20 protein-coding genes are annotated in these 25,796 nt (G+C 61.3%); 6 read left to right on the top strand and 14 right to left on the bottom strand.

Annotated elements, in window-relative coordinates:
• Positions 1 to 231: 231 nt before the first annotated feature.
• From CQ13_RS38980 to CQ13_RS38955, 6 genes are all read right to left on the bottom strand, one after another.
• Positions 232 to 1,350, bottom strand: a complete 1,119-nt coding sequence (locus CQ13_RS38980; protein ID WP_057848054.1) for a cobalamin-independent methionine synthase II family protein — start codon at positions 1,348 to 1,350, stop codon at positions 232 to 234.
• Positions 1,351 to 1,369: 19 nt separating this feature from the next.
• The gene (locus CQ13_RS38975; RefSeq protein WP_057848053.1) at positions 1,370 to 2,086 is read right to left on the bottom strand and encodes an ABC transporter ATP-binding protein; all 717 of its coding nucleotides are present in this window, start codon (positions 2,084 to 2,086) and stop codon (positions 1,370 to 1,372) included.
• Positions 2,079 to 2,831: an ABC transporter ATP-binding protein gene (locus CQ13_RS38970; protein WP_057848052.1), complete on the bottom strand. Its 753-nt coding sequence runs from the start codon at positions 2,829 to 2,831 to the stop codon at positions 2,079 to 2,081. The genes CQ13_RS38975 and CQ13_RS38970 overlap by 8 nt, the downstream gene beginning before the upstream one ends.
• On the bottom strand, positions 2,828 to 3,859 hold the full coding sequence (locus CQ13_RS38965; protein WP_057848051.1) for a branched-chain amino acid ABC transporter permease: 1,032 nt from the start codon (positions 3,857 to 3,859) through the stop codon (positions 2,828 to 2,830). Before CQ13_RS38965 ends, CQ13_RS38970 begins: the two co-directional genes overlap by 4 nt.
• A gap of 7 nt (positions 3,860 to 3,866) precedes the next feature.
• Complete coding sequence (locus CQ13_RS38960) at positions 3,867 to 4,736, bottom strand: branched-chain amino acid ABC transporter permease (RefSeq protein ID WP_057848050.1); 870 nt, start codon at positions 4,734 to 4,736, stop codon at positions 3,867 to 3,869.
• Positions 4,737 to 4,883: 147 nt separating this feature from the next.
• Positions 4,884 to 6,056 (bottom strand): ABC transporter substrate-binding protein, encoded by a 1,173-nt coding sequence (locus tag CQ13_RS38955; RefSeq protein ID WP_057848166.1) that lies wholly within the window; start codon positions 6,054 to 6,056, stop codon positions 4,884 to 4,886.
• Between the two features lie 333 nt (positions 6,057 to 6,389).
• On the opposite strand from CQ13_RS38955, the gene CQ13_RS38950 reads away from it, so the two are divergent.
• Entirely contained in the window at positions 6,390 to 6,668 is a 279-nt protein-coding gene (locus CQ13_RS38950; RefSeq protein ID WP_057848049.1) for a hypothetical protein, read from the top strand.
• Here the strand turns inward: CQ13_RS38950 and purU are convergent.
• Positions 6,665 to 7,528 (bottom strand): formyltetrahydrofolate deformylase, encoded by an 864-nt coding sequence (purU, locus tag CQ13_RS38945; protein ID WP_057848048.1) that lies wholly within the window; start codon positions 7,526 to 7,528, stop codon positions 6,665 to 6,667. The two genes, CQ13_RS38950 and purU, sit on opposite strands and share 4 nt — an antisense overlap.
• A gap of 138 nt (positions 7,529 to 7,666) precedes the next feature.
• On the opposite strand from purU, the gene CQ13_RS38940 reads away from it, so the two are divergent.
• Positions 7,667 to 8,512, top strand: coding sequence for a uroporphyrinogen-III synthase (locus tag CQ13_RS38940; RefSeq protein WP_057848165.1), 846 nt, complete (start codon positions 7,667 to 7,669; stop codon positions 8,510 to 8,512).
• 439 nt (positions 8,513 to 8,951) lie between these two features.
• Positions 8,952 to 10,331: a patatin-like phospholipase family protein gene (locus tag CQ13_RS38935; protein WP_082637909.1), complete on the top strand. Its 1,380-nt coding sequence runs from the start codon at positions 8,952 to 8,954 to the stop codon at positions 10,329 to 10,331.
• Between the two features lie 34 nt (positions 10,332 to 10,365).
• Here CQ13_RS38935 and CQ13_RS38930 read toward each other — a convergent pair whose 3' ends face one another.
• From CQ13_RS38930 to hpnO, 4 genes are all read right to left on the bottom strand, one after another.
• Positions 10,366 to 13,722: an AAA family ATPase gene (locus CQ13_RS38930; RefSeq protein WP_057848046.1), complete on the bottom strand. Its 3,357-nt coding sequence runs from the start codon at positions 13,720 to 13,722 to the stop codon at positions 10,366 to 10,368.
• A 256-nt stretch (positions 13,723 to 13,978) separates the two neighbouring features.
• The gene (locus CQ13_RS38925; protein ID WP_082637908.1) at positions 13,979 to 14,956 is read right to left on the bottom strand and encodes a Bug family tripartite tricarboxylate transporter substrate binding protein; all 978 of its coding nucleotides are present in this window, start codon (positions 14,954 to 14,956) and stop codon (positions 13,979 to 13,981) included.
• Positions 14,957 to 15,178: 222 nt separating this feature from the next.
• Positions 15,179 to 15,586, bottom strand: coding sequence for a GFA family protein (locus CQ13_RS38920; protein ID WP_057848045.1), 408 nt, complete (start codon positions 15,584 to 15,586; stop codon positions 15,179 to 15,181).
• 84 nt (positions 15,587 to 15,670) lie between these two features.
• The gene (hpnO, locus tag CQ13_RS38915) at positions 15,671 to 17,062 is read right to left on the bottom strand and encodes an aminobacteriohopanetriol synthase HpnO (RefSeq protein WP_057848044.1); all 1,392 of its coding nucleotides are present in this window, start codon (positions 17,060 to 17,062) and stop codon (positions 15,671 to 15,673) included.
• Positions 17,063 to 17,164: 102 nt separating this feature from the next.
• Here hpnO and CQ13_RS38910 point away from each other — a divergent pair, with 102 nt between their 5' ends.
• Entirely contained in the window at positions 17,165 to 17,821 is a 657-nt protein-coding gene (locus tag CQ13_RS38910) for a DUF2147 domain-containing protein (protein ID WP_057848043.1), read from the top strand.
• Here CQ13_RS38910 and hpnN read toward each other — a convergent pair.
• Positions 17,789 to 20,377: a hopanoid transporter HpnN gene (gene hpnN / locus CQ13_RS38905; protein WP_057848042.1), complete on the bottom strand. Its 2,589-nt coding sequence runs from the start codon at positions 20,375 to 20,377 to the stop codon at positions 17,789 to 17,791. The two genes, CQ13_RS38910 and hpnN, sit on opposite strands and share 33 nt — an antisense overlap.
• 451 nt (positions 20,378 to 20,828) lie before the next feature.
• Here hpnN and ispH point away from each other — a divergent pair, with 451 nt between their 5' ends.
• The gene (gene ispH / locus CQ13_RS38900) at positions 20,829 to 21,755 is read left to right on the top strand and encodes a 4-hydroxy-3-methylbut-2-enyl diphosphate reductase (RefSeq protein WP_057848041.1); all 927 of its coding nucleotides are present in this window, start codon (positions 20,829 to 20,831) and stop codon (positions 21,753 to 21,755) included.
• A gap of 41 nt (positions 21,756 to 21,796) precedes the next feature.
• Positions 21,797 to 22,957, top strand: coding sequence for an adenosyl-hopene transferase HpnH (gene hpnH / locus CQ13_RS38895; protein WP_057848163.1), 1,161 nt, complete (start codon positions 21,797 to 21,799; stop codon positions 22,955 to 22,957).
• 104 nt (positions 22,958 to 23,061) lie between these two features.
• On the opposite strand, the gene CQ13_RS38890 is transcribed toward hpnH, so the two are convergent.
• On the bottom strand, positions 23,062 to 23,778 hold the full coding sequence (locus CQ13_RS38890) for a phosphorylase (protein WP_245309615.1): 717 nt from the start codon (positions 23,776 to 23,778) through the stop codon (positions 23,062 to 23,064).
• A 26-nt stretch (positions 23,779 to 23,804) separates the two neighbouring features.
• Positions 23,805 to 25,766 carry a squalene--hopene cyclase gene (gene shc / locus CQ13_RS38885; RefSeq protein ID WP_057848161.1) on the bottom strand — a complete coding sequence of 654 codons (1,962 nt, stop codon included), beginning with the start codon at positions 25,764 to 25,766 and terminating at the stop codon, positions 23,805 to 23,807.
• Positions 25,767 to 25,796 lie beyond the last annotated feature (30 nt).

Below are 25,796 nucleotides of genomic sequence, written 5' to 3'. Positions count from 1 at the left end.
CATGGGATGGCGGAAGTTTCCTACCACCATCTGCCCAACGAGTATACGTCCCAAAAGGGGGTGTAGCGTCATTGGAACCCGCCGCACCTACCAATATACATGGTTATACAATGCAACTTCATTGCGAGCCAGCGGGTCGCGCGAATGCGCGCCTGACGACAGGCTCCGCGAAGCAATCCACCTCTCCGCACGGGGATAGATGGATTGCTTCTCGCCATGACGCTGAGAAATCTATTTCCCCCACACCTCGTTCGCCACTTCCACCGCGAGGCTGAGCTTGGCCCACTGCTCCTCCTCGGAGAGGATGTTGCCTTCCTCGGTCGAGGCAAAGCCGCATTGCGGCGACACCGCGAGCTGGTCGAGCGGGGCGAACTTGGCGGCCTCATCGAGGCGGCGCTTGATGTCGTCCTTTTTCTCGAGCTCGCCAAACTTCGAGGTGATGACGCCGACCACGACTACCTTGTTGCCCTTCGGCAGGTAGCGCAGCGGCTCGAAGCCGCCGGCGCGGTCGGAATCATATTCGAGGAAATAGCCGTCGTAGTTGGTGCCGGCCAGCATGGTCTCGGCCACCGGCTCGTAGCCGCCGGACGAAATCCAGGTGGAGCGGAAATTGCCGCGGCAGACATGGGTGGTGATCACCATGTCGGCCGGCCGCTCGGCCAAAGCATAGTTGATGATGCGCGCGTAGATTTCCTGCAGGCCGTCGGGGTTGTCGCCGCGATCGCGCGCCTTCTGCAATTCGTCCTGCGAGCAGAGATAGGCCCATACGGTGTCGTCGAATTGCAGGTAACGGCAGCCGGCGTCATAGAACGCCTTCACCGCCTTGCGATAGGTCTTGCCGAGGTCGAGGAAGAATTCCTCCAGATCAGGATAGACCTCCTTAGAGATCGACTTGCGGCCGCCGCGGAAATGCAGCACGGCCGGCGACGGGATCGTCATCTTCGGCGTGACGTGGGCCCTGTCGGCATGCTTCTTCAGGAAGCGGAAGTGATCCAGCATCGGATGGTTGTCCGGGAAGTCGAGCTTGCCGATCACGCGGACGGCGTCGTGCCTCGTTTCCACGCCGGCGAACTGGATGCCCGTTTCGGGGTGGAACAGCTCACAGCCGGTGAGCTTGGCGAGAAAGTCGAAATGCCACCAGGAGCGGCGAAACTCGCCATCGGTCGCGAGCTTCAGGCCGATCGAGGCCTGCTTGTGCACGACCTTTTCGATCTCGAGGTCCTCGGCCTTGCGCAGGTCCTCCGCCGTGATCTCACCCTTCTCCAGCTTGGCGCGCGCTTCCTTGATGCGCGGCGGCCGCAACAGACTGCCGACCTCGTCGGCGCGGAACGGGGGCTTTGTTCTCTGCATGGTCTCAACTCCCATAAATCTAGTGGGCGGCCGCGCCGGCGACGCCGAGATAGCGTTCGAGCACGGCGGGATCGGCCTTCAACGCGCTGCTGGCCGCATCATGCACGATTGCGCCGCGTTCCAATATCACAACCCGATCGGCCAGCCCCAGAATCTTTTGCGCATTCTGCTCGACAATGATCGAACAGATGCCGCCCGCCCGGGTGATCGTGCCGAGCGCCCTTAATAATTCTTCAACGATGATCGGCGCCAGTCCCTCGGTCGGCTCGTCGAGCAGCAACACCTTGGGATTGAGGGTCAGCGCGCGGCCGATCGCCAGCATCTGCTGCTCGCCGCCGGAAAGCTGGTTGCCGAAATTGCTGCGGCGCTCCTTCAGCCGCGGAAACATCTCGTAGACCTTTTCCACGGTCCAAGGGCCGGGCTGGGCGACCGCGGTCATGTTCTCCTCGACCGTCAGCGAGCGGAAGATGTTGCGTTCCTGCGGCACCCAGCCGATCCCGGCCCGCGCCCGCTGGTCCGGGCGCATCGCGGTGATATCGAGCCCCCCGAGCGCAATCGTACCGCCGAAACGGCGGGTGATGCCGACGATCGAATTGATCAGCGTGGTCTTGCCGGTGCCGTTGCGTCCCAAGAGCGCCAGCACCTGACCCTCGCCCAGCGACAGCGACATCGAAGGCAGCACCACGGCTTCGCCATAGCCGGCACGCAAGGCATCGATGGCGAGAAGCTCAGGCATGGACCGCCTCGCCCAGATAGACCGCCTTCACTTGCGGATCGCGCGCCACTTCGTCCGGCGGACCTTCCACCAGCATGGCGCCGTTGACCAGCACCGAGATACGGTCAGCGAAAGAAAACACCAGATCCATATCGTGCTCGATCAGCAATACCGTCACATCGCGCGGCAGGGCAGCGACCGCCGCCAGAATATCGTGACGCTCGCTCTCGGGCACACCGGCGGCGGGCTCGTCGAGCAGCAGCACGCGAGGCCGGGTTGCAATGGCGACAGCGATCTCGAGCAAGCGCTGTTTGCCGTAAGGCAGCGTCGCGGTGCGCTCGTTCATCACGTCAAGCAAATGAAAACGTCCCAGCGTTTCCGCGACCTCCTGATTGACCTCGTCGCGCGTGCCCATCCGCCGCCACCAGTCTCCGCCGCGGCCGAGACGTTCGGAGACGGCGAGCCCGACCGTTTCGAGCGGGGTCAGGTCGGCATAGAGCTGATTGATCTGGAAGGTGCGCGACAGCCCGCGCAGCACCCGCTTGTGTACCGGCAAATTGGTGATGTCGTTGCCCTCGAGCAGGATCCATCCCGCATTGGGCTTGAGCACGCCGGTCAGCAGATTGATGACGGTGGTCTTGCCGGCGCCGTTCGGTCCGATCAGGGCATGGCGGGCGCCCTGCTCCACCTTCAGCGACAGCTCGCGCGTGACTTGCAAGCCGCCGAAGGATTTTTCCAGCCCCCTGGTTTCGAGCGCGATCGTCATGGCGCATCACTTTCGGGAACGGCCATGACGGCCTTGCGTCCGAAGAGCTGGCGGCTCACGAGGTTCGGCCCCCAAAGCACCCAGCGATGGATGCGCTCGCGGCCGACCAGTACCATCACGACCAGGACGAGGCCGATCCAGAACAGCCAGTATTGCGGCGTAATGGTCTGAAACAGTTCCTGCAGCATCTTGAACACGACGGCGCCGATCAGCCCGCCATAGAGATAGCCGGTGCCGCCGATCACGAGCACCAGCATCAAATCGGCCGAGCGTTCGAACGCGAACACGTCGAGCGAGGCCAGCGCCGTGGTCTGGGTGAACAGCGCCCCGGCAATTCCGGCGTAGAACGCGGCGATCGTATAGATCGCGATCAGGCGGCGGTTGACGGGCACGCCGATGGCCGACGCCCGCAGCGGATTGTTCTTGATCGCGCGCAGCGACAGGCCGAACGGCGAATTCACGATCCGCCGCGCCAACAGAAACAGCAGGAACAGCACGATCAGCGAATAGAAAAAACCGGTCTTGCCGAACATGTCGAACGCGAACAGGCCGAGGATCGGCTGCATCTCGATGCCCTGCAGCCCGTCGGTGCCGCCGGTGATATTGGAGAACCGTTCCGCCAGCGCTTCGAGCAACAGCGCAATGCCGAGCGTCACCATCAGCCGTGTGAGGTCGACGCCGCGGATGACGAGGAAACTGGTGAGGAATCCGAGCACCATGGCGACGAGGCCGGCGACGACCAGCGCGATCACCGGCTCGTTGATGATGCCATGCAAGGCGAGCAGCCCGGCCGAATAGGCGCCAACGCCAAAGAACGCGGCGTGCCCCAACGAGACGATGCCGGCGTAGCCGAGGATCAGATCGAGCGACAGCGTGAACAACGCCAGCCGCAGGATATCGGTCATGATGAGATAACGGGACGGAAACAGGAACGCGCAGGACAGCGCCAGAATCCAGAACGCGATCTCGGCCGGGCGCCAGCGGGCGCGGGCGATGGCATGGGATGAGACGTCGGAGGCTGCGGTCATCGCGGACTCATCGCGCGGCGGCGCGGCCGAACAGACCGTTCGGACGCCAGATCAGGATAACGATCATGATGGTGTAGATGACGAACGGCCCCATCTTCGGCACGTAATATTTGCCGGCGACGTCGCCGATGCCGAGCAGCAGCGACGCCAGGAACGGTCCGGTGATACTGGAGGAGCCGCCGACGGTGACCACGATCAAAAAGTAGATCATGAATTTTAGCGGGAAATACGGGTCGAGCCCCAGGATCTCGGCGCTCAGCGCACCGCCGAGGCCGGCAAGGCCGCAGCCAAAGGCGAAGGTGAACGCAAACACCTGCGGCACGTTGATGCCGAGGCCGCTTGCGGCGCGCGGATCGTCCACCGCGGCGCGCAGGCGGCTGCCGAAACGGGTTTTCGCCAGGATCAATTGCAGCGCCACCGTGAGCAGGCCGCAGATCACGATGATCATCAGCCGGTAGCGGCCGATGCCGACGCCGAAGAAGTCGAACTGTCCCTCGAGCGCCGCCGGCAGTTTGATGAAAATCCGCGACGATCCCATGATGTAGTCGACCGCCGCCACCGACATGAAGGTGAGGCCGATCGTGAACAGGACCTGGTCGAGGTGGCTGCGGGTGTAGAGGTGGCGGTAAAGCGTGCGCTCCAGCGCCACGCCTATCAGCGCGGCCGTAACAAAGGCCAGCGGCAGCGCCGCGAAGAACGGCCAGCCAGAACTGTTCACCAGCACGGCGCAGATATAGCCGCCGGTCATGGCGAAGGCGCCATGGGCTAGGTTGACGAAATTCATCAACCCCAGCGTCACCGCCAGCCCGCAGGCGAGCACGAACAGCAGCATGCCGTAGGCGACACCGTCGAACAGGATGGTGAACAGCGTGGTCATGGGAGCGCCGGAGAACCTTTAGGACTCGTCATTCCGGGGCAGCGCGCCAGCACTGAACCCGGAATCTCTTTGCAACAACCTCGAGATTCTCAGGTGCGCAATTGCGCACCATAGTTCGCGCTTTGCGCGCCCTGGGATGACCTTCGGTCACTTCTTCGTCTTGCCCGAATCCTTCACCGCCTCGAAGGTCGCGAACTCGACGTTGTAGAGCTCGCCGTCGACCTTCTCGACCTTGCGGATGTAGATGTTCTGCACGATGTCGCGGGTTTCCGGATCGATCATGATCGGGCCGCGGGGGCTTTCCCACTTTGCTCCCTTCATCGCCGCGATCAGCGCGTCGCCGTCGGTCTTGCCGCCGGTCTTCTTCAGCGCCTCGTAGATCAACCGGATACCGTCATAGCCGCCGACCGCCATGAAGCCCGGGCGCTGGCCGAACGCCTTCTTGTAGGCGGCGACGAATTCCTTGTTCGCGGCCGAGGGATGCGCGGCCGAATAGAGATGCGCCGTCACGGTGCCGAGCGCAGCGTCGCCCATGCCGTTGAGCAGGTCGTCGTCCATCACGTCGCCGGGCCCGATCACCTTGATGCCCGCCTTGTCGAGGCCGCGCTCGGCATACTGTTTCATGAAGCTGCCGCCTTGGCCTGCCGGCACGAACACGAACACCGCATCGGGCTTGGAATCCTTCATGCGCTGCAAGAACGGAGCGAAATCAGGGTTTTGCAGCGGCACCTTCACCTCTTCGACGATCTCCCCGCCGCCGGCGGTGAAGTTCTGCTTGAAGAAATTCAGCGCGTCGTTGCCGGGTGCATAGTCGGACGTCAGCGTCGCGACCTTCTTGATGCCGTTCTTCGCGGCCCAATCACCGATGATGGTGCACGACTGCGCCAGCGTGAAGGAGGTTCGGACGATGTAGGGCGAGCGCTCGGTGATGATCGAGGTGCCCGCCGCCATCACGATTTCCGGAATCTTGGCCTGCGTCGCCAAGGGTGCTGCCGCAAGGGCCGCCGGGGTCACGCCAAAACCTGCGATGAAATTGACCTTTTCGTTGACGATCAGTTCCTGCGCCAGACGTTTGGTGTTGTCGGGAACCGCTCCGTCATCCTTCAGGATGACTTCAATCTTCTTGCCGGCGACGGTATCGCCGTTCTGCTGCATGTAGAGCTTGACCGCGTTGTCGATCTGTTTGCCGGTCGATGCCTGCCCACCCGTCATCGGCAGGATCAGGCCGATCTTGACGGTCTCCTGGGCGTAGGCCGGCGCAAGCGCCAGCATCGCGGCGACCGAACCTGCGGCCAGCAATATTTGACTGCGAATAGACATGAGCATCTCTCCCCCTGATCGGCCTTGTGTCTCGAACCGAGTCCCCGGCCCTTGATCTCACCATAACCCAGAATTTTCCGCCGGGTAGCGCGGCAACATGGCGTCCTTGCCCGCCTTGTTGTCAATCGGACCATTGGCGTGTCGCAGCGAAGAGCCGCATAGCCGCGCAAGACGCGATGGTATTATACGCTGCCCGAACCTTCCTGCGATTGCCGCTTATTTGTACGATTGTACAAATAAAATGGCCCTGTCAACAAAGACCACCCTCGCCGATCCCACAGCAACGCCCTAAATCCATCATCCTTAAACGGTTAAGGTTGTAGTCTTCTGCCGATGCCGATCAGCGCGCGCCACATTGTCACAATCGTCACCGTTGCCCTCGCGGGCTGCGGCTTGAGCGGCTGTGGGACCATCAACGAGAAAGTCTCAGCCGGCGTCAGCGATGCCATTCCGGCCTGGGCCGGCGGCTTGCCTGCCGACGCGCCGCCGCGCCCGGGAACCGCGAAATATGACGAGTACATGCGGGAGCGCGAGCGAAAGCGCCTAATGCCAGCTTCCGAGCGCGACAAGGAGACCAACCCGGCTCCCGCGTCCAAGGATGCCGCGCGCTAATCCATAAACACTACGGTCTTGCGGCCATTGAGGATGACGCGGTCCTCCAGATGATGGCGCATGGCACGCGCCAGCACGCGGCGTTCAATGTCGCGGCCCTTGCGCGAGAGATCTTCGGGCGTATCGCGATGGCTGATGCGCTCGACGTCCTGGTCGATGATCGGGCCTTCGTCGAGGTCGCGGGTGACGTAGTGCGCGGTGGCGCCGATCAGCTTGACGCCGCGCTCATGGGCCTGGTGATAGGGACGCGCGCCCTTGAAGCCCGGCAGGAACGAATGGTGGATGTTGATGCATCGGCCGGACAGTTTTGCCGACATTTCGTCCGACAGGATCTGCATGTAGCGCGCCAGCACGACGAGATCGGTCTTTGTGTCCTGAACCAGTTTCCAGACGGCCTCTTCCTGCTCGCGCTTGGTTTCCTTCGTCACCGGCAAATAGTGGAACGGGATCTCGCCGAAATCGAGCGAGCTGTAGGTCTCGCGCGGATGGTTCGAAACGATTGCGGTCGGGATCATCTCGAGTTCGCCGGTGCGCCAGCGATAGAGGATATCGACCAGGCAATGATCCGACTTGGAGACCAGCAGCATCACCCGGCGGCGATTGGCGCGGTCGCGCATCTGCCATTCCATGGCGAAGCGGTCGGCGATTGCGGTAAAGCCCGTCTGCAGTGCCTGCAGTTCGACGGCGAGATCGGCGGCGGTGAACACCACCCGCATGAAGAATTTCTTGGTCTCGATGTCGTCGAACTGCTGGGCGTCCAAAATGTTCTGACCGTTATGGGCCAGAAAGGTCGACACCGCGGAAACGATGCCGGGGCGATCCGGGCAGGACAGGGTCAGGACGAATTGGTGATCGGGCATGGCGCTGACTACAATTCAGGCAGAAGGGTGAAAACCTCGGATTTGCGCCCTGCTCTATCACCGCCGACGCGCTTGCGCCAATCCGGAAACCGGGGTCAGGATGAACAAAGCGCGAAGCAAAGGCGTTGGAGCGAGATCATGGCTGACAGATTGAACGGTTACCGTATTCTGATCCTGGAAACGCGCGAGGAGGCGCAGTTTTCCCGCCTGCTCACCGAACAGGGCGCCGACGTGCTGCAATGTCCGATGTTCACCATCCACGACGCGCCGGATCCGGCGCCGCTCGAAGCCTGGATCAGGCGGTCGATTGAAAAGCCCTTCGACGATGTGGTGCTGATGACGGGCGAAGGCCTGCGCCGGCTGATGAAGGTGGTCCGGCGCATCGGCGTCGAACAGGAGTTCACTGCGTCTCTCGGCAAGGCGCGCAAATTCGCCCGCGGCCCCAAGCCAGGCAAGGCGCTGCGCGAAATCGGGCTGGAACCGCAGATGACGACGGAGAAGCCGACCTCCGAAGGCGTCGCCGAGATGCTGTCACGCCTCGACCTCAGCGGCCATCGCCTCGGCTTGCAGCTCTATCCGGACAAGGACCACAGCGTCCTGATCGGCGCGATCAAGGCGCAAGGGGCCGAGGTCGATACCGTGCTGCCCTATGTCTACGACGCGCAGGCCGCCGATGCCAACATCATCAATGCGATCGACGAGATGGCGGAAGGCCGCATCGACGCGATCGCATTGACCAATCTCGGCCAGATCCGTCGCCTGATCGAGGTCGCGCGTGCGCGCGGCTGCGAGGATCGATTGCGCGAAGGGCTTGACCGCACCCCGATCGCTTCGGTCGGACCGGCAGTGTCCGATGAATTGAAGTCCCACGGCCTGCGCACCGATATCTACCCGGCGGAGGATGCGTTCTTTATGCGGCCGCTGATTTCGGCGATGGCGGCAGAGCTTGGCAAGAACCCGCCGCGCGCGGCTGCGGGAAACTGACAAGTTCAACCATAATCTGGATTACTCGCGACCGGCAAAACGTCCGCTTTGCTGCTGAAAGCGGATATTACGCGCTGATCTTCGCATGTCCGGGACGTGCCAAGCTGGCTGACCTGACGACACGGCTGAGGAAGGTCCACCTTACCTGCGATAACGGAAGTCACGAACGGACTACAGCTACTTCCATCCGTCAGCGATTAATATCTAACGTGAACTGGTTCACCAATGGACGATGGGGCCAAACTAACGCGCACGATACGCAAGCCCGGGCCCCTAGCGGATGCGCGCTAGTGCGATCACCAGGTTCGGGAGAGCGTCGAACATCGACGTCCATCGCGCTTTCCAATGATCCCAAAAACGACTAATCTCTTCCTCTTCACGCAATTCAGAAACTTTTGATCGGAGAACAAGCCATACGATAAATTAGATGGAGGAACCAATGGTGAAGAGAGCGATTACGCTCGGCGGCGGCGGTCCCGCAGCCGGCCTGCACATCGGGGTTCTGGAAGCTCTTGAGGCGCATCCTGAGATCGAGTTTGAAGTGTGGTCTTTGTCCTGCATCGGTGCGTGGGTTGGAGTTGTTTACAATCAGTTCGGCGACAAAGTTGAAAACGAGAAAGTTGAAAACAAGAAAGTTGAAAACAAGAAAGCTAAAGACAAGAAAATTGAGAAGAAACACAGGGCCGAACAGACCTATCAATTCTTCAGGGATGGAATTTTCCGGGACGACGAAAGCTATGAGCGCTTTCCGATAAACACCGTTTTCGGACCGGATTGGCGCAGCAACATACAGGCTCTGAATAACTTCGTCACCGACCGCAACAACTATAAAGACTTCCTCTGGGACCCGTACAGAATGATGGATGTCTTCCAGGACTCTATGAAGATTCTCTTCGATCAGCTGCCTGACAGGGACCAAAAGAAGAAATTCACAAAATTGGATGAAGGGGACATCAATAGATGGATTCTCAACCAAGCGATGGCACCCAATCCCTTCGTCCGTTATTTCACGTCCATGATGTATTTGTCGAATATCAACGGGCTGTCCAGGATCAACTATCCGGATAGCGAATTTATGAAGGGCATAAACTTCGAGGAGCTGAAAGAGCGCGGAAAGCCACACATCTTTCACAACGCCTGGAATCTCGACGATCAGAAGCTCACGTTGTTTTCCAATCGCGAAATGAAGAAAAAGCTCGAAGGCAAAGAGTACAAGGTACCAATCAGCGCCTCCAGCCTCTGTGCGTGTTCGGCTCTTCCCTTCATCGAGGGAACCGTAGAGATCGACAGAGTTACGTACTGCGAGGGGGCTTTGGTCGACACCGTAAATTTCGAAAGCTTGCTCGAGGAGCACCCAGATCTAGAGGAAATATGGGTCAGCAGAATCGTCGATTCGAAGCAAATCCGAAAACCGGTAAATCTTCATGACGCGCTGGCAAATCTTTGCCAATTGTTTGCAGCGACGGTCGGCGAAGATGATGTGAAACTATTCAAATACCACGTGCGATCCGCGAAAGAGAATCATCGGAATCTCACGATCGTCGAAATTCGCGTTCCAAGTCATATCAACTTCAAATGGAATCACAGCAACCTGAAGAACGGGCGCGAACTGGGGAAAGCTGCCGGGAAGCAGGCAATCAACGCTTATTACAAACATGCGCAATTGAAGAAGCATCCTGGCCCACATTTCATAAATGAGAATCCGGAAGTGGACGACAAGGACGGATGGAAAGAGTTGCTCAAGAAGCGTGATGAATGCGTAAGGCGAGCGAATAAGCAACGGCGCGGTGAAGCAGCTGATGACCAGGTTGCTGAGTAGGCCAGGCTATCGACAGTTACACCTCCAGATCACGTCACCTCAACCGTTCGAGCAAAGCCTTTGCCTGGTGCAGATCTTGCGTATCAAGACCCTCGGAGAACGAGGCGTAGATCGGCGCGAGGAAATTGAGCGCTTCCTCACGTCTGCCCTGATCGATCCACAGCGCGGCCCGGTCCGTTGCGGCTCGAAGTTCAAGCGTCTTGGCGTGTTGGCTTCTTGCCGTGTTTAATGCCTGATCGAGCAGTGCCTGCGCTTCGGCTTCGACGTCTGGTCCGCCGCGGACGACCAGCACCCGTGCCTTCAGCCGATACAATTCGGCCTCCAAAATTCGTTCGCTGTTGCGGCTGGTTGTAGCGAGGCCGTGCTCGACCAATTCCAGCGCGGGCTCGTAGTCGTGATCGATCAACAATGGCGGGCACAAAAGCACGTCGAGCGCAGTGGTAGCCAGCTGATAACCTGCGCTACGATATTCGTCCAGCGCGGCACGGATCTCCCCGAGTGCGCTGGGTGAAGGATCGAGCGACGCCACGCATATGCCCCGAATGGCGCGCGCCAGGCGCCATTGCCGGAATCCATGCTCCTCCGACAGGGCGATACAGCGTTCGGCATGACCTTGCGCAGTCAGGAACTCGCCGCGAAGCGCGTAAAGAATGCATGCATAGTAACAAGCATACGCCTGCGAATGCGGATGACCGATGGCGTCGGCACGCTGAATAGCGGCGTTCATTCGCATAATTGCCGTATCGGCGTTGCCGAGCAGCCAGAGGGCCCACGACATCAGCGCCAGGTCGGCCACGCCGGCATCCTGGCCGGCAACACGCGCCGCCAGCCTATCCTCCTCGCTGCTCGCCTCGAATGCTTCGTAGGCGCGTTCGATCGCTTCATGGGCACCGGTGAGACGTCCCATGAAAAGGCGGATCATCCCCTGCCCGCGCATCGCGTTGAGCAACGCTGGTCGATCGTCGCGCGCTTCGGCGAGTTGGAGCAGGGCTGCGATCGTTTCCTCGGCCAGCGGCAATTCACCGCGCATTACGCTCGCGGTGGTCAACCAGAACATCACCTGGTGTCGCTCGGGAGGGTCTCCAAGGCGCTCGCACAGCTCGCGCGCGCGGGTGAAGGTTGCCATCGCCTTGTTCGAGGCTGGCCCTTGGGTAGCGATCAGGCATGGCCCGAGAGCGAATTGGAAGTCAAGTTCCAACCTGTCCTTTCGCGCGCTGTCGGGCAGATGGCCCGATGCCTCGATACCTCGTTGCAAGTGCGCGATGGCCTCAAGGTTAGCCGAGCGCATGGCGGCCTTCCTGCCCGCCTGCAGCCAATATGCCTCCGCCTTTTGGAACAGCCCGGCCTCCGTCAGATGATGCGCGAGAGTTTCGGGTTGAGTCTCCACAATTTCCGGAAACCGTTGCTCGAACGCGTCCGCGATCGTGGCATGCAGCGCTGCGCGTCGACTCTTCAGGAGCCCCGAGTAGGCAGCGTCCCGCACAAGCGCGTGCTTGAAGGTATAGACCGCCTGGGGTATCTCGCCCCGGCAGAATATCAACTCCGACCGAACCAACTGGGCAAGCGCCTCCTCAAGTCTCTCTTTTGGCAACTCGGCTACGGTGCTCAGCAGCTCGTAGGAGAACTCGCGACCCACCACTGCGCCGATCTGAGCCACCTCCCTCACCGGAGCCAATCGATCGAGCCTCGCCATCAGCGATGCGTGCAATGTCGTCGGAATCGCCATCGAGGGCAGAGGACGGTTGAGGACGTAGTGATCGTCCTGCTCATGCAATAGCCCGGTTTCGAGCACAGTCTTGGTCAGTTCCTCCACGAACAGCGGCACGCCATCGGTGCGGGCGAGGATCTGCTCCATTACCTCTTCCGGGAGCGTTTTGCCGGCGGTGACGCGCTCGATTAACGCCGCCCCGTTGCGCCGGTTCAGCCGCGTGAGCGAGATCGTCGTCACATGCGCATGACCTGGCCAGGGCGGGGTGAACTCAGGCCTCGCGGTGATGAGCAGCAGCACCCGAAGCCGCGGCACCTGTTCCAAGGTCATCGTGAGCAGCTCCAGCGACGTCGGATCCGCCCAATGGACATCCTCAACAATGACAAACACGGGCTGTCGCGCCGCCAAGCCATTGAGCTGAGTCAAAAACGCCGCCAATGTTATCTCCTTGCGTTTCTGCGGGCTCAGCTCTGGCATGCGGTAACGGTCACTGGGTGGTATCGACAGAAGGTTGGCCAGAGGTAGCACGACGCGGTCGGCATCAGCGCCGGACCGCACGAGCAGCGCTTCAAGCTTGGCGAACTTCTCTGCCGGCGGGTCGCTCCGCTCGAACCGGGCAGCCCGTTCGAGCTGGCGGATGAAAGGATACAGCGCACTGTTAGTGTGGTGCGCCGAGCAGAACTGGCGCACCGTGATGTGCGGTTCGGCGTGGAGCCGCTCGTCAAGCGCTAAAGCAATGTGCGACTTGCCGATACCGGGCTCTCCGGTGAGCATTACGGCGCAACCTTCGCCACGCTTGGCGTGCTGCCAGCGACGCAACAGCATCTCGATTTCCTCGTCACGCCCAATTGGCGGCGCCAATCGGGTTTTGTGCTGTGCCTCGAAACGGCTTTCCACTTCGGTCGTTCCCAGGACCTGCCAGGCTGGTATTGGCTCCGCCCATCCTTTAAGCGCGACAGGGCCGAGATTGCGGTATTCGAAATGCCCATCAGTGAGCCGGTGCGTACTCTCGGAAATCAGCACGGTACCGGGATTGGCGAACGCCTGCAGGCGCGCAGCTAAGTTCGGCGTCTCGCCGATGACCGTCTGCTCTTGAGCCGAGCCTTCGCCGGTCAAATCGCCCACGACCACCATGCCGGTAGCGATGCCAACGCGAACCTGTAGCTCGGTGGCGGGGTCTGTCCGGAGCTTAGCCACGGCATCGACCAGCGCCAGCCCGGCGCGTGTCGCCTGTTCGGCATCATCCTCGTGCGCCTGAGGATAGCCGAAATAGGCGAGCACGCCATCTCCCATGTACCGCGCGATAACACCGTCATTCTGGGCGACAACCTCTGCGATGCAGCGGTGATAGGCGCCCATTACGGCCCGCAAGTCCTCCAGATCAAGGCGAGCCGAAAGTGCCGACGAGCCGACCAGATCGCAAAACATGACTGTAAGTTGACGCCGCGCGGCGTTGTCCGCCGACGCCGGCTTGGTGCCCGTTCGAGGTGTTCGCGGAACCTCTCCCTGAAGTTCTGCGATCGCGCGCAGCATCTTGCGGCGATGCCCAAGCAGGACGCCCAAGTCCTTTAGGTCCTGCTCCGTGAGATCTCGAACGACCGAGAGGTCGATGGCGTTCTCGCGGAATCGCTCGGCGTACTCGCCCAAACCGATCGATGCTAGCCACTCTGCAATACCGGTCATGGTATACCTATGGCTTATACAACGAGAATAGCACATGCGAGAGCGTTGCGAAGACACATCTGTCGACGGAAGCGCCGATCGCCGGACTTCTCGCCCAATGTAACACCGTGGCCCACGGCGAAAAGTGGACGCTGCCAAGCGCGATGTCTGTTAGGGGGTCAACTTGCGGACATCACGGCGCGGCTGATCCGCGTATGCCTTACCCCCGAAAGCCGGCATTGCAAGTACCCTCGCCGCCAGTCTGATCAATACCGCGCTAGTCCACCTTGGCGCCGGCGAACTTGACCACCTTGCCCCACTTCTCGGTCTCATCCGCCACCAGCTTGCCGAAGTCGGCGGGCGAGCCCGGCAGCAGGATGGCGCCGATCTCGGCGAAGCGTGCCTTCGCCTTGGGATCGGCGAGGATTTCGTTGACCGCCTTGTTGAGCCTGTCGACGATTTCCGGCGGCGTGCCTTTGGGCGCTGCGAGGCCATACCACGCGCTCGCCTCGTAGCCCGGCAGGTAATCCGCGACCAACGGCAAATCCGGCAGCACGTCCGAGCGCGTTGTGCTGGTGACGGCAAGCCCGCGCAGCTTGCCGGATTTGACGTGCTCGGCGCAGGTCGGAAGGTTATCGAACATGACATGCATCTGGCCGGAAAGCATGTCGGTGAGCGCCGGCGCGCCGCCGCGGTACGGCACGTGCTGCATGTTGATGCCGGTCAGCATCTTGAACAGTTCGCCCGACATGTGGATCGTGGAGCCGTTGCCTGACGATGCCATGTTGAGCTTGCCCGGATTGGCCTTGGCATAGGCGATCAGTTCGGGAATCGACTTGATCGGCAGTGACGGATGCACCACCACGACGTTGGGAAAACGAATGATGCCGGCGATCGGCTCCATCTCCTTCATGAAATCGAAGGGGAGCTTGTCGTAAAGCGTGGCGTTGATCGCGTTCGCCGGCGCCACCAGAAGCAGCGTGTAGCCGTCGGGCGTGGCACGCAGCACCTGCTCGGTTGCGATATTGGTGCCGCCGCCCGGCCGGTTCTCGATCACGAAGGATTGCCCGAGCTTTTCCGACAGCCATTGCCCCATCAGACGCGAGGTGAGGTCCGCCGAGCCGCCGGGCGTATAGCCGATCACGAGGCGAACCGGCCGCGATGGATAGGCCTGCGCACTTGCAATGCTTGACGTAACGGGGAGCGCAGCCGCACCGGCGACGAGCTGCAAGAACTGGCGACGCTGATATTCCATCATGCTTCCTCCGACAACACGCGCCGGCGGCTCTTTGCGACCGCTCGGCGCGCGCATCCTAGAGCATGATCGGGAAAATTGGATACCGATTTTCGTCAGGGAGAGGCGAAATGCTTTCGCGTTAGCGCGACTGACAGGGCTTTCGTTCGACGGGCTAGACGCTCACCGCTGTGCTCAAACACAGTAGGACTATCCCGAAGACTATCCCGGTCGCCGCCGTCGCTATGGCGGCGGCGGATAGCGGTCGAAGGTGGGCAGTTCGTGCGCCCGCTCCATCCAGCGAAGGCGCTCTGCGACCTGGATATGCACCATGGCCGGCACGGCGTCGGGATCATCGTAGGTCGCGCTCTGAATATCGACGATCCCGGGCAGCACATTGGCATTGGTGTAGAAGAGACCGGTGCCACAGTTCGCGCAAAACTGTCGCCGGCCATGCTCCGATGATTCGTAAACCTTGGGCGTTCCCTTCGTCACCTTGAGCGCGTCCTCCGCGTACATCGTCCACCCAACCATCGGCGCGCCGGCGTGACGGCGGCAATCCGCGCAATGGCACAGCGCATGAACGATAGGGTTCCCAGCGATCTCATAACGGATGGCGCCACAGTGACAGCCGCCGGTGATGTTGCTCATGCTGTTCTCCCGATGGATGCGGGTTTCGATCTTAGCCCGGATGGGGTGCGCATTCGCGCGACCCGTTGGGCGCTCCGGGCTGCGTTACGCCGACTTCCTGACCGCGTTGTCGACCAGCGTCTTGCCGAGCGACCAGATCGCGCCTGGCACCTTGTGGCTCGCGGCAATGACGTCGTCGAACGATTTTTCGATCCAGGTGCAATCTTCCTCCGTGATCACCAGCGGCGGCAGCAGCTTGATGGTGTGGCTGCCGTGGCCGGAGACTTGCGTCAGGATCTTGTGATCCTTGAACAGCGGTACGGTGATGAGCTGGCAGAACAGGCCCTTATTTGCGGTCTCCAGCAGATTCCAGGAAGCCTTCAGCTTCAGCGATTTCGGCGGACCGAACTCGATGCCGATCATCAATCCCTTGCCGCGCACTTCCTTCAGCAGTTCGTAGCCGGGCACCATGCGGGTCAGCGCAAGGCGAAGCTCGGCGCCGCGCTTGGCGGCCTGCTCGACAAGCTTCTCCTGCTTGATCACATCGAGGGTAGCGATGCCGGCGGCCATCGCCATATCGTTTTTCGAAAAAGTCGAGCCGTGCACGACCGCGCGATCCATCTGGCTGAAGATCTTGTCGAAGATGGACTTGCGGGTCAGCAGCGCGCCGACTGGCACGTGACCGCCCGACAGCGCCTTTGCCAAGAGCACCATGTCGGGCTCGACATTCCAGTGCTCGACCGCGAGGAATTTTCCGGTGCGGCCGATACCGGTCTGGATTTCGTCGGCAATGAAGATCGTGCCGTACTTTTTGCACAGCGCGGCGGCGCCCGGCAAAAATTCATCCGATGGCATGTTGACGCCCTTGCCCTGGATCGGCTCGACAATGAAGGCTGCGACCTGGCGCGAGGACAATGCCTGCTCGAGCGCGGCGAGATCGTTGAAAGTTATCTGCGTGCATCCCGGCAGCAGCGGCTCGAAGCCGCCTCTGAAGTTCGCATCGTCCATCAGCGACAGCGCGCCGTAGGACAGGCCGTGGAAGGAATGCGAGCAGGAGACGATGCCGGGACGGCCGGTCGCACCGCGCGCGAACTTGATTGCGGCTTCGACGGTCTCGGCGCCGGAATTGGCAAAGAATACCTTGTCCAGATATGGCACATGTTCGAGCAGGCGTTCCGCCAGTACGCCCGCCAGCGTCGAGACGTCGAGTTGCACCAGATTGGGAAAATCGCTGTCGAGCACGCCTTTCAGCGCCAGACGCAGCGCCGGATGATTGCGGCCAATCGCAAAAACGCCAAATCCGCTGAGTAGATCGAGATAGCGGGCCCCGTCACGATCGAACAGGTATTGTCCTTGACCCTTCTGAAAGCCCACATCGTAGCCGATGGTCTTCAGCACCCGGACGAGCTGCTCGTTCAGATGCCGTGCATGCATGGAACTGCGCTGCGCCTGCCGCTCTACAAACAGCCCGGAAACGTCTAGATATGAATCTGGCATTGGCTACATACGTCGGTTGATGGCTGTTTCGTCAACTGAAAACGCTCAATGCGGCGTTTTGACCCCTCGCTTGGATCATCTACTTAAACACAGGTTCGAACCATGTTGCACTGCCTAAGAACTGTCGCGCGCACAATAGTTTATTCGGGAATCATTTTAGCCACAGGTCTTGATGCGGCGCTGGCCGCCGATCCCACCGGTGACTGGAAAGTGGCCGACGGTGTTGCCAACATTCGCGTCGCCCAATGCAACGGCAACATGTGGGGCGTCGTTGCCTGGGAAAAGATGCCGGGCGGCAAGGACAAGAACAATCCGGATGCCTCTAAGCAGAGCCGGCCGACTTTGGGCATGCCGATCCTGATCGACATGAAGAAGAAGTCCGGCGTCGATGCGTGGGAGGGTGAGGTCTATAACGCCAAGGACGGACAAAACTACAGTGCGACCATCAAGCCGGTCGGGACCGACCAGCTCGAGATTCAAGGCTGCGTGCTCGGCTTCCTCTGCGGCGGCGAGACCTGGACCCGTGTCGGTCCGCCGATCCCCTTAAGCCCCACCAACAGCATGGCCAAGGGCGCACCGAAGGGTGCATCCGGCGCAGCGCCCAAGACCGCAGCGCCAGCCGCCCCGCCGAAGACCACGGGTGCGGTAAATCCTGCGCCCGCGCCGAAGGCCGCGTCCGGTCAGAAACAGGCGGCCGCCCAGCCCGGCGACATCGGCGACATCTGCCTACTTCCCGACATCGCGCGGTTTGCCCATTAGCGCCGGCTGGAACAGCAACACCGCAGCAAGCGTGATGACAAACGACAGCGCCAGCAATTTACCCATGCTGGCGGTGCCGGGATGACTGGATAGCCACAAGCTTCCGAAAGCGGTCGCAGTCGTCAGCGCAGAGAAAAAGATCGCGCGCGTCAGGCTAGACTGCAGCAGGTTATTTCTGCCCTCGCGCCAGGCCACGACGTAATAGATCTTGAAGGCGACGCCGACGCCGAGCAGCAGCGGCAATGCTACGATGTTGGCGAAGTTGAGTGGCAGTCCGATCAGCACGCAGAGCTCCAGCGTCACCGCGCCGGCCACCAATAGCGGCACTATCGTCATCAGCACGTCGGTGACGCGCCGCAGCGTCAGCCACAACAATAGGCTGATCACCACCAGCGCCCAGATGCCGGCGTGAATGAACGCCTTCACGATGGTGTCGCCGGACTTGAGGATCGACACCGGTCCGCCGATCGCGTTCGGCTCGGCAGCCAGCACCGCATTGGCAAAGCGGCGCAAATTGTCGTTGTCGTTGGGATCGCCTTTCGGCAGCGCCTCGACGCGGATCAGCCCGTCCTTGGACTTCCAGCTATTCAACAGTTCCGGCGGCAGCGTCTTCAGCGTCACCGGCCCGGCTTGCATCGTGTTCCTGAGCTGGTCGAACACGATCTTGAGCGGGGCGACGAAGATGTCCTGGGCCTTCTCGCGCGTCGCCTGGTCGCTTCCGGCAAGCTTGGACAATGCATCCGCCAGCCTTCGCGAGGCAACCGCGCCCGGCCCCTTGCCGTCGCCCGCGGCCCTGCGCAAGCTGTCGACCGAACTCTTCAGCGCCTCTACATTCTCCTCATCGGTGGGCGCCGCGTCGACCGAGTCGGGATTGAGCGCGGGGCCGACGACCTTCGCTGCCTTTCCGATCAACTGGAGCTTGGCTGGCTGGTCTTCGGGCACGAAGCTGTCGATCGACATCACGCGAAGAACTTCCGGCAACTTCTCCAGCCGCGCCTCGATCTTCTTCGCCTCCGCTTCCGAATTGGTCAGCACGTTGATGGCGTTGGCGCCGGTGTTGGGATCGTTGCGCAGGTCGAGGAAAGTCCCGATCGATTCGGCCTTCGGATTGCGCAGATTGATCGGGTTGAAGTCGAACTTCATGAAATAGAGCAGCGGCAGGCCGGCCACTACGAGGATCAGCGTACCGACGACGATGATGACGCGATGCCGTTCGAGGAACGCGTCCACGGGCGCCAGGAACGCGTAACCGACCGGCTCGCTTTCGCCGGGCGGATGGAGCAGCTTTAGCAGCGCCGGCAACACCGTGATGCTGCTGATGAACGCGATCAGCATGCCGGCGCCGGCGATCTTGCCGAGTTCGGAGATGCCCTTGTAGTCGGTGGGCAGGAAGCAAAGGAAGCCGGCGGCGGTCGCCATCGCGGCGAGCGAAAGCGGGACCGCCGAACGTCTGGCCGCGCTCTCCAGCGCCAGCGCCAGATCTTCGTTCTTGAACCGCTCCGAACGGTAGCGGACGCTGAACTGAATGCCGAAGTCGACGCCGATGCCGACGAACAGGACGGCGAACGCGATCGACAGCAGGTTCAGCGAACCCACCATCATCAGGCCGACCGCGGTCGTTATGGCAAGGCCGACGAACAGGTTCACGAACACCGCGAAGATGATCTTCGCCGAATGCAGCGCCAACCAGAGGATCACGAGGACGATGAGGACAGTTGCGACACTGTTGACGATCGCGCCATCCTGGACGGTCGCATATTCCTCGTTCGCGATCGGAACCGGGCCGGTCAGCCTGACGCGCGCGCCATATTCGTCGGCAAAATTGAGATCTGTCGCGGCCTGCCGGATCGCATCGGTCGCATCCTTGCCAGGTTGGAGCGCGTTGTAGTCGAGTATCGGCTTGAACTCGATGAAGGCGCGGCGATCGGAATCGGTCAAAGGCTTGTCGCTGACGAGTTCGCGCCAGGAGAATGTCGCGGTTCCCTTGCTCAGGATGTTCTCGACCGTCTGGCTGATCAAGTTGAAGGGACGTTCGGCATTATCGAGCTTGACCTGACCGCGCTTGACGCCGGCAAGTCCGGTCTCCAGCGCACCGGTCAGCCCGCGGATCGAGGGATCGCCGGCCATGATCTCGATCAGGGGCGCGGCGGCTTCGAGCTGGCCGGCGACTTTGCCGACTTCTTCCACCGGCAGGAACAACAGCCCGTTCTTCTCGAAGAACTCGCCCGAACCGAGCGGCTGCACCAATTCGAAATGCTTGGTGTCACCAGACAGTTTCGTTGCCAGCGCCTTGGCTGCAGCGCTGGTGAGCTCCGGCGTCGGCCCCTCGACCACGGCCAGGATCAGTTTTTCCCGGTCGAAGGCCTGCTCGAACTGGATGTCGCGCTGGCGCCAGTCGAGGTCGGGCGAGATCAGCGTGTTGATGTCGGTGTTGATCGCGAAATTGCGGGCGGCATAGTAGGCCCCCCCGACCGCCAGAAGCAGGGAGACGATGACGACGAGAGTGGCAAACCGCGTACAGGCTTTGACAACGGCGACAACTACACTGGTCAGCACTTCGTTTCTTTCTAAATCTAAAAGGAGAGCTGGGCGAAAACGCCCCGCTGTCTAGCGGAGTTCCCGCCGCCGATCTAATGTTGTTTTGGTTACTTTCCCCGAGGGTTCGAGCGAAGTCGCCACAACAGACCGGAACGGGCGTTCGGGCGCCGGTATAGCCGGTTCGGGTGGGCAATAAAGTGACGAACCGGTGAGGAACAATCGGCCGGGCAACGCATGTATCGGTAGCTAAATACCCATCGCCCGGTAACCATTGCGCGATCCAACCTTTCCTATCCACACAATTTTTGACACATAGTCCTGCGCTTCCATGTGCCTAGTATGGGGATTACCTACCGGAACCGGCCATGGTGCGGATATTGCAAATATCCGGAGTGTGATCGGCTGCACGGAGGCCTTCGGGTGAATTTGCGAATTCGGTATTTGGTGCAACTTGCGTAATGGACATCCCATGGAAGTGTATCTAGCGCAGCCCCGCGGATTTTGTGCGGGCGTCGTGCGTGCCATCGAAATCGTTGAGCGTGCGCTCGAGAAATACGGCCCGCCGGTCTATGTCCGGCACGAGATCGTGCACAACAAATACGTGGTCGAAAGCCTGAAGGCCAAGGGCGCGATCTTCGTCGAGGACCTGTCGGAGGTACCGCCGCTTGCGGTAACCGTGTTCAGCGCCCATGGCGTGGCCCGCAGCGTCGAGGAAGAGGCCGCCGCCCGCGGTCTTCCGGTCCTCAATGCCACCTGCCCGCTGGTCACCAAGGTCCATAATCAGGGTAAACGGTATATGTCCAAGGGCCGCACCTTGGTCCTGATCGGCCATGCCGGCCATCCCGAGGTCGAGGGCACCATGGGCCAGGTTCCGGGCCCGGTTCTCCTGGTCCAAAACGTCGACGACGTGGCGGCTCTGCCGCTGCCGACCGATGCCCCGGTGGCCTATATCACCCAGACCACCCTCAGTGTGGACGACACAAAGGACATAATCGCCGCCCTTCAGGCCAAATTTACAGATATTCAAGGCCCCGACATCCGGGATATCTGCTATGCGACACAGAACCGCCAATCTGCGGTAAGGGACCTGAGTAAGCTGGTGGACGTCATCTTGGTGGTGGGGGCCGCCAATAGTTCCAACTCAAACAGACTTCGCGAAATCGGCACCGAGGTCGGCGTCGCGAGTTATCTCATTGCCGACGGGAGCGAGCTGAACCCTGATTGGCTGAAGGATGCAAAGGCTGTCGGCATCACCGCGGGCGCATCGGCGCCCGAAGTTTTGGTCGACGACGTGATCGAGGCTTTGAGGCGTATCGGACCCGTCACGGTTTCGGTGCTACCCGGCCGGGAGGAAAACATCGAGTTCCGGCTTCCGGCCGAACTGACTGCGGGTTGATCTACTTCAAGATTTACAGGTCCAGAAAGAAAATCTCCAAAATGGCAATACCGTTCTTCAAGGAAATGCGTATCGGCGCCTATCTGATGAAGCAGAAGCTGCTTGGCCGAAAGCGCTATCCGCTCGTGCTGATGCTGGAGCCGTTGTTCCGCTGCAACCTCGCCTGCGTAGGCTGCGGCAAGATCGACTACCCCGATGCGATCCTCAACCGCCGCATGACCGCGCAGGAATGTTGGGATGCAGCCGACGAATGCGGCGCGCCGATGGTGGCAATCCCCGGCGGCGAGCCGCTGATCCACAAGGAGATCGGCGAGATCGTGCGCGGCCTCGTGGCGCGCAAGAAGTTCGTCTCGCTCTGCACCAACGCGCTGCTTCTGGAAAAGAAGCTCGATCTGTTCGAGCCCTCGCCGTACTTGTTCTTCTCGGTGCATCTCGACGGCCTCAAGGACCACCACGACAAGGCGGTATCGCAGAAGGGCGTGTTCGATCGCGCGGTTTCCGCCATCAAGGCCGCGAAAGCGCGCGGCTTCACCGTCAACGTCAATGCGACCATCTTCGACGGTCACGCTGCCGAAGACATCGCGAAGTTCCTGGACTTCACTACCGAACTCGGTGTCGGCGTCTCGATGTCGCCGGGCTACGCCTATGAGCGCGCCCCGGACCAGGAGCACTTCCTCAACCGCACCAAGACAAAAAAACTGTTCCGCGACGTCTTTGCTCTCGGCAAGGGCAAGAAGTGGAATTTTATGCATTCCGGTCTGTTCCTGGATTTCCTTGCGGGCAACCAGTCCTACGAATGCACGCCCTGGGGCATGCCGGCGCGCAACGTCTTCGGCTGGCAGAAGCCCTGCTACCTGCTCGGCGAGGGCTATACCAAGACCTTCAAGGAGCTGATGGAGACCACGGACTGGGATTCCTACGGCACCGGCCGTTACGAGAAGTGCGCCGACTGCATGGCGCATTGCGGCTATGAGCCAACCGCTGCCAACGCCGCGCTGACCAATCCGTTCAAGGCGATGTGGGTCGCGCTGCGCGGCGTCCGCACCTCGGGTCCGATGGCGCCCGAGATCGACCTCTCCAACCAGCGCCCGGCGCAGTACATCTTCTCCGAACAGGTTCAGAAGAAGCTGTCGGAAATCCGCCGCGACGAGGCGGCTGCCGCCGCCGCTAAGCAGCAGGCGAATGCCTCCACCGCCGCCTGAGCGAGCACGGAAACAAGATTAAAAGGCCCCGGTTCTTGAGCGAACCGGGGCCTTTTCTTTTTGTTTGACGCTTTCGAACACTCTGAAGCTGCCGCCCCGCGCCCTCAGACCTCCGCGATGGCAAAGCTCTCGCCGTGCAGGAAGCCACGGCAACCGCGCAGCGAGCGCAGCGCGCGGTTGAAATCGAGCCCTGTGGAGACCAGCGCGCGTAGCGTGGCGGGATTGCGCGCCACCCCGCGCAGCACCTTGCCGAGGTCAATATCGCCGTTCGGCTTGATGGCGCTCTTGGCGAGCGCTGGAAGCGCCCTGGTGGCCGGATCGGAGATCACCCGCAGTGCCGCGAACGGAAGCCCCGCCTCGGCCGCATAGGCCGCCGCGATATGGCTTTCCATATCGACCGCCGCCGCCCCCGTCTCCGAATGCAGCGCGGCCTTGCAGGCGGTCGCCGCGATCACCTGTTCCACACCCGAAAGAATGCCACGGACCACGCGCCGGCGGCGCAGCGCGGCGCGGGCGATCATTTCCTCGTTCAACGCCAGACCTGCCAGAAACCGGGTATCGCCGGCGAGAACCTCGGTCGCCACCACCACATCGCCCGACTTCAGCGACGGATCGAGCCCGCCGGCGACGCCGAACGAGATCACCCCCCTGAAAGTGGTAGAATCCAGCGTTGCCAGCAGTGCGCGCAATTGCTGCGGATCGCTGGAACTGCAGATAACGATCATGCCGGGCCCGGCCGCAATGCGGGCTTCCTGCACCAATCCTGTAACGATCAAAACCGGCCGCGGATCATTCGAATTGCGATCAACCGAATTGTCCACGATCGCGGCGGCCCCCGCCCCCCAAGTCACATCCCGACCCCTACCACCCTGCTGTTGGTGCTTCTCAAATTCCGATACCGCGCCAGCGCCCAGAGCGGAAAGAACTTCGAGTAGCCATGATAACGCAAATAAAACACCCGCGGAAAGCCCGTAGCCGTGTAGCGCGCCTCGTCCCAGAGTCCTTTCTCGGTCTGTGTGGCTTTTAGGTACTCCACGCCACGCATGACGGCCGGATGTTCCACCTCGCCGGCCGCCATCAGACCAAGCAAGGCCCATGCCGTCTGCGAGGAGGTCGAGGGCGCCTGCTCATATCCCTTGTAATCGAGTCGGTAACTGACCGCATCCTCGCCCCAGCCGCCATCTCGGTTCTGGATCGAAACCAGCCAGTCCGCCGCCTTCCGAATCATGGGATCCTGATGGTCCACGCTGGCGGCATTGAGCGCACACAGCACCGACCAGGTTCCGTAGATGTAGTTCAGCCCCCAGCGGCCGTACCAGGAGCCCTCCGCGAGCTGGGTGCGGCGCAAATAGGCAATCCCGTCCGCGACCGCCTTGCTGGTCTGCGCGGTCTCGCCGAGCTGAGCCAGCATCGAGATGCAGCGCGCGGTGACGTCCTCGGTCGGGGGATCGAGCAGTGCGCCGTGATCGGAGAACGGGATGTTGTTGAGGTAGTATTCAAGGTTGTTGACGTCGAAGGCGGCCCAGCCGCCATCACGGCTCTGCAGGCCTTCGATCCACTCGCGGCCGCGCGCAATCGCCTGATCGTATTCCTTGCTGCCGGTCTGCCGGCGCGCCCGGTCCATCGCCATCACGACCACGGCGGTGTCGTCGAGATCGGGATAATGGTCGTTGTTGTACTGGAATGCCCAGCCGCCGGGACGAACGTCGGGCGCCTTCGCCGCCCAGTCGCCCTTGAGGTCGAGGACCTGCCGCGGCTTCAGCCAGTCGAGACCCTGCTTCATCTTCTTGAGCGTGTCCTCGCCGCCGGCCTCGGCAAGCGCGTGGCAGGTCAGCGCGGTGTCCCACACCGGGGAGACGCAGGGCTGGCAATAGGCTTCGTGCTCGCCGATCACGAGCAGCTTGTCGATGCCCTTGCGGGTGACCGCACGCGGCGGATAATCCGGTCCCTTGCCGAGCGCGTCGTACATCATGACGATGTTGGCCATCGGCGGATAGATCGCACCCATGCCGTCTTCGCCGTTGAGCCGCTCCTCGGTAAACGCGAGCGCGGCGTCGATCGCGCGCTGGCGCAGCTTTTTCGGAAACAACGGTTCGACCGCGCGCAGGATCTTGTCCAGCGTGCTGAAGAGCGTGAACCAGCCCCAGCTTTGATGAGGCGCCTTCGCGCTCAGCCCGACCGACTTGGGATCCTGCAGGAACAACTCGTCGATGCCGACGCCCTTGGGATTCTTCGCCAGCGGCTTCAACGCCGCCATCACCATCAGCGGCACGATCGTGGTGCGCGCCCAATAGGAAATCTTGTTGAGATGGAACGGCGACCACATCGGCAACAGCATGATCTCGACCGGCAGCACCGGTACCGCGCGCCAAGTCAGTACACCGTAGAACGCCAGCAGAAACCGCGTGAAGACGTTGACGCGGGCAGCACCGCCGCGGGAGCGGATCGCCTCGCGCGCGCGCACCATATGCGGCGCATCGACGGAATCGCCAATCATCTTCAGCGCGAAATAGGATTTGACGCTGGCGCTCATGTCGAACGGGCCATCCTGCACCAGCGGCCACCCGCCATGACTGCCTTGGGTGCGACGTAGATAGTTCGCGATCTTGGCTTCGAGCTCACTGTCGATGGGCTCGGCGAGATAGTGGCGCAGCAGGATGTATTCGGCAGGGATGGTGCTGTCGGCTTCCAACTCGAATATCCAGTGTCCGTCGGATTGGCGGTAACCGAACAGCGCTTCGGTCGCGGAAGCGATGCTCTTCTCCAGGGCAACGGGGTCGACGGTGTTTGTTTTGTCGATGGCAAGCATTTCGCTATACATCCCTATATTCGCGACGGG

This window comes from Bradyrhizobium retamae (genome assembly GCF_001440415.1).
In the GTDB taxonomy this organism is placed as follows: Bacteria; Pseudomonadota; Alphaproteobacteria; order Rhizobiales; family Xanthobacteraceae; genus Bradyrhizobium; species Bradyrhizobium retamae.
Note: the sequence above shows the minus strand (reverse complement) of the source record. Positions and strands in the feature narration are given on the sequence as shown.

Bases quoted from the DNA above. Each gene is read 5' to 3' on its own strand.
- CQ13_RS38980 (WP_057848054.1), bottom strand. From the start codon at position 1,350: ATGCAGAGAACAAAGCCCCCGTTCCGCGCCGACGAGGTCGGCAGTCTG.
- CQ13_RS38975 (WP_057848053.1), bottom strand. From the start codon at position 2,086: ATGCCTGAGCTTCTCGCCATCGATGCCTTGCGTGCCGGCTATGGCGAA.
- CQ13_RS38970 (WP_057848052.1), bottom strand. From the start codon at position 2,831: ATGACGATCGCGCTCGAAACCAGGGGGCTGGAAAAATCCTTCGGCGGC.
- CQ13_RS38965 (WP_057848051.1), bottom strand. From the start codon at position 3,859: ATGACCGCAGCCTCCGACGTCTCATCCCATGCCATCGCCCGCGCCCGC.
- CQ13_RS38960 (WP_057848050.1), bottom strand. From the start codon at position 4,736: ATGACCACGCTGTTCACCATCCTGTTCGACGGTGTCGCCTACGGCATG.
- CQ13_RS38955 (WP_057848166.1), bottom strand. From the start codon at position 6,056: ATGTCTATTCGCAGTCAAATATTGCTGGCCGCAGGTTCGGTCGCCGCG.
- CQ13_RS38950 (WP_057848049.1), top strand. From the start codon at position 6,390: ATGCCGATCAGCGCGCGCCACATTGTCACAATCGTCACCGTTGCCCTC.
- purU (WP_057848048.1), bottom strand. From the start codon at position 7,528: ATGCCCGATCACCAATTCGTCCTGACCCTGTCCTGCCCGGATCGCCCC.
- CQ13_RS38940 (WP_057848165.1), top strand. From the start codon at position 7,667: ATGGCTGACAGATTGAACGGTTACCGTATTCTGATCCTGGAAACGCGC.
- CQ13_RS38935 (WP_082637909.1), top strand. From the start codon at position 8,952: ATGGTGAAGAGAGCGATTACGCTCGGCGGCGGCGGTCCCGCAGCCGGC.
- CQ13_RS38930 (WP_057848046.1), bottom strand. From the start codon at position 13,722: ATGACCGGTATTGCAGAGTGGCTAGCATCGATCGGTTTGGGCGAGTAC.
- CQ13_RS38925 (WP_082637908.1), bottom strand. From the start codon at position 14,956: ATGGAATATCAGCGTCGCCAGTTCTTGCAGCTCGTCGCCGGTGCGGCT.
- CQ13_RS38920 (WP_057848045.1), bottom strand. From the start codon at position 15,586: ATGAGCAACATCACCGGCGGCTGTCACTGTGGCGCCATCCGTTATGAG.
- hpnO (WP_057848044.1), bottom strand. From the start codon at position 17,062: ATGCCAGATTCATATCTAGACGTTTCCGGGCTGTTTGTAGAGCGGCAG.
- CQ13_RS38910 (WP_057848043.1), top strand. From the start codon at position 17,165: ATGTTGCACTGCCTAAGAACTGTCGCGCGCACAATAGTTTATTCGGGA.
- ispH (WP_057848041.1), top strand. From the start codon at position 20,829: ATGGAAGTGTATCTAGCGCAGCCCCGCGGATTTTGTGCGGGCGTCGTG.
- hpnH (WP_057848163.1), top strand. From the start codon at position 21,797: ATGGCAATACCGTTCTTCAAGGAAATGCGTATCGGCGCCTATCTGATG.
- shc (WP_057848161.1), bottom strand. From the start codon at position 25,766: ATGCTTGCCATCGACAAAACAAACACCGTCGACCCCGTTGCCCTGGAG.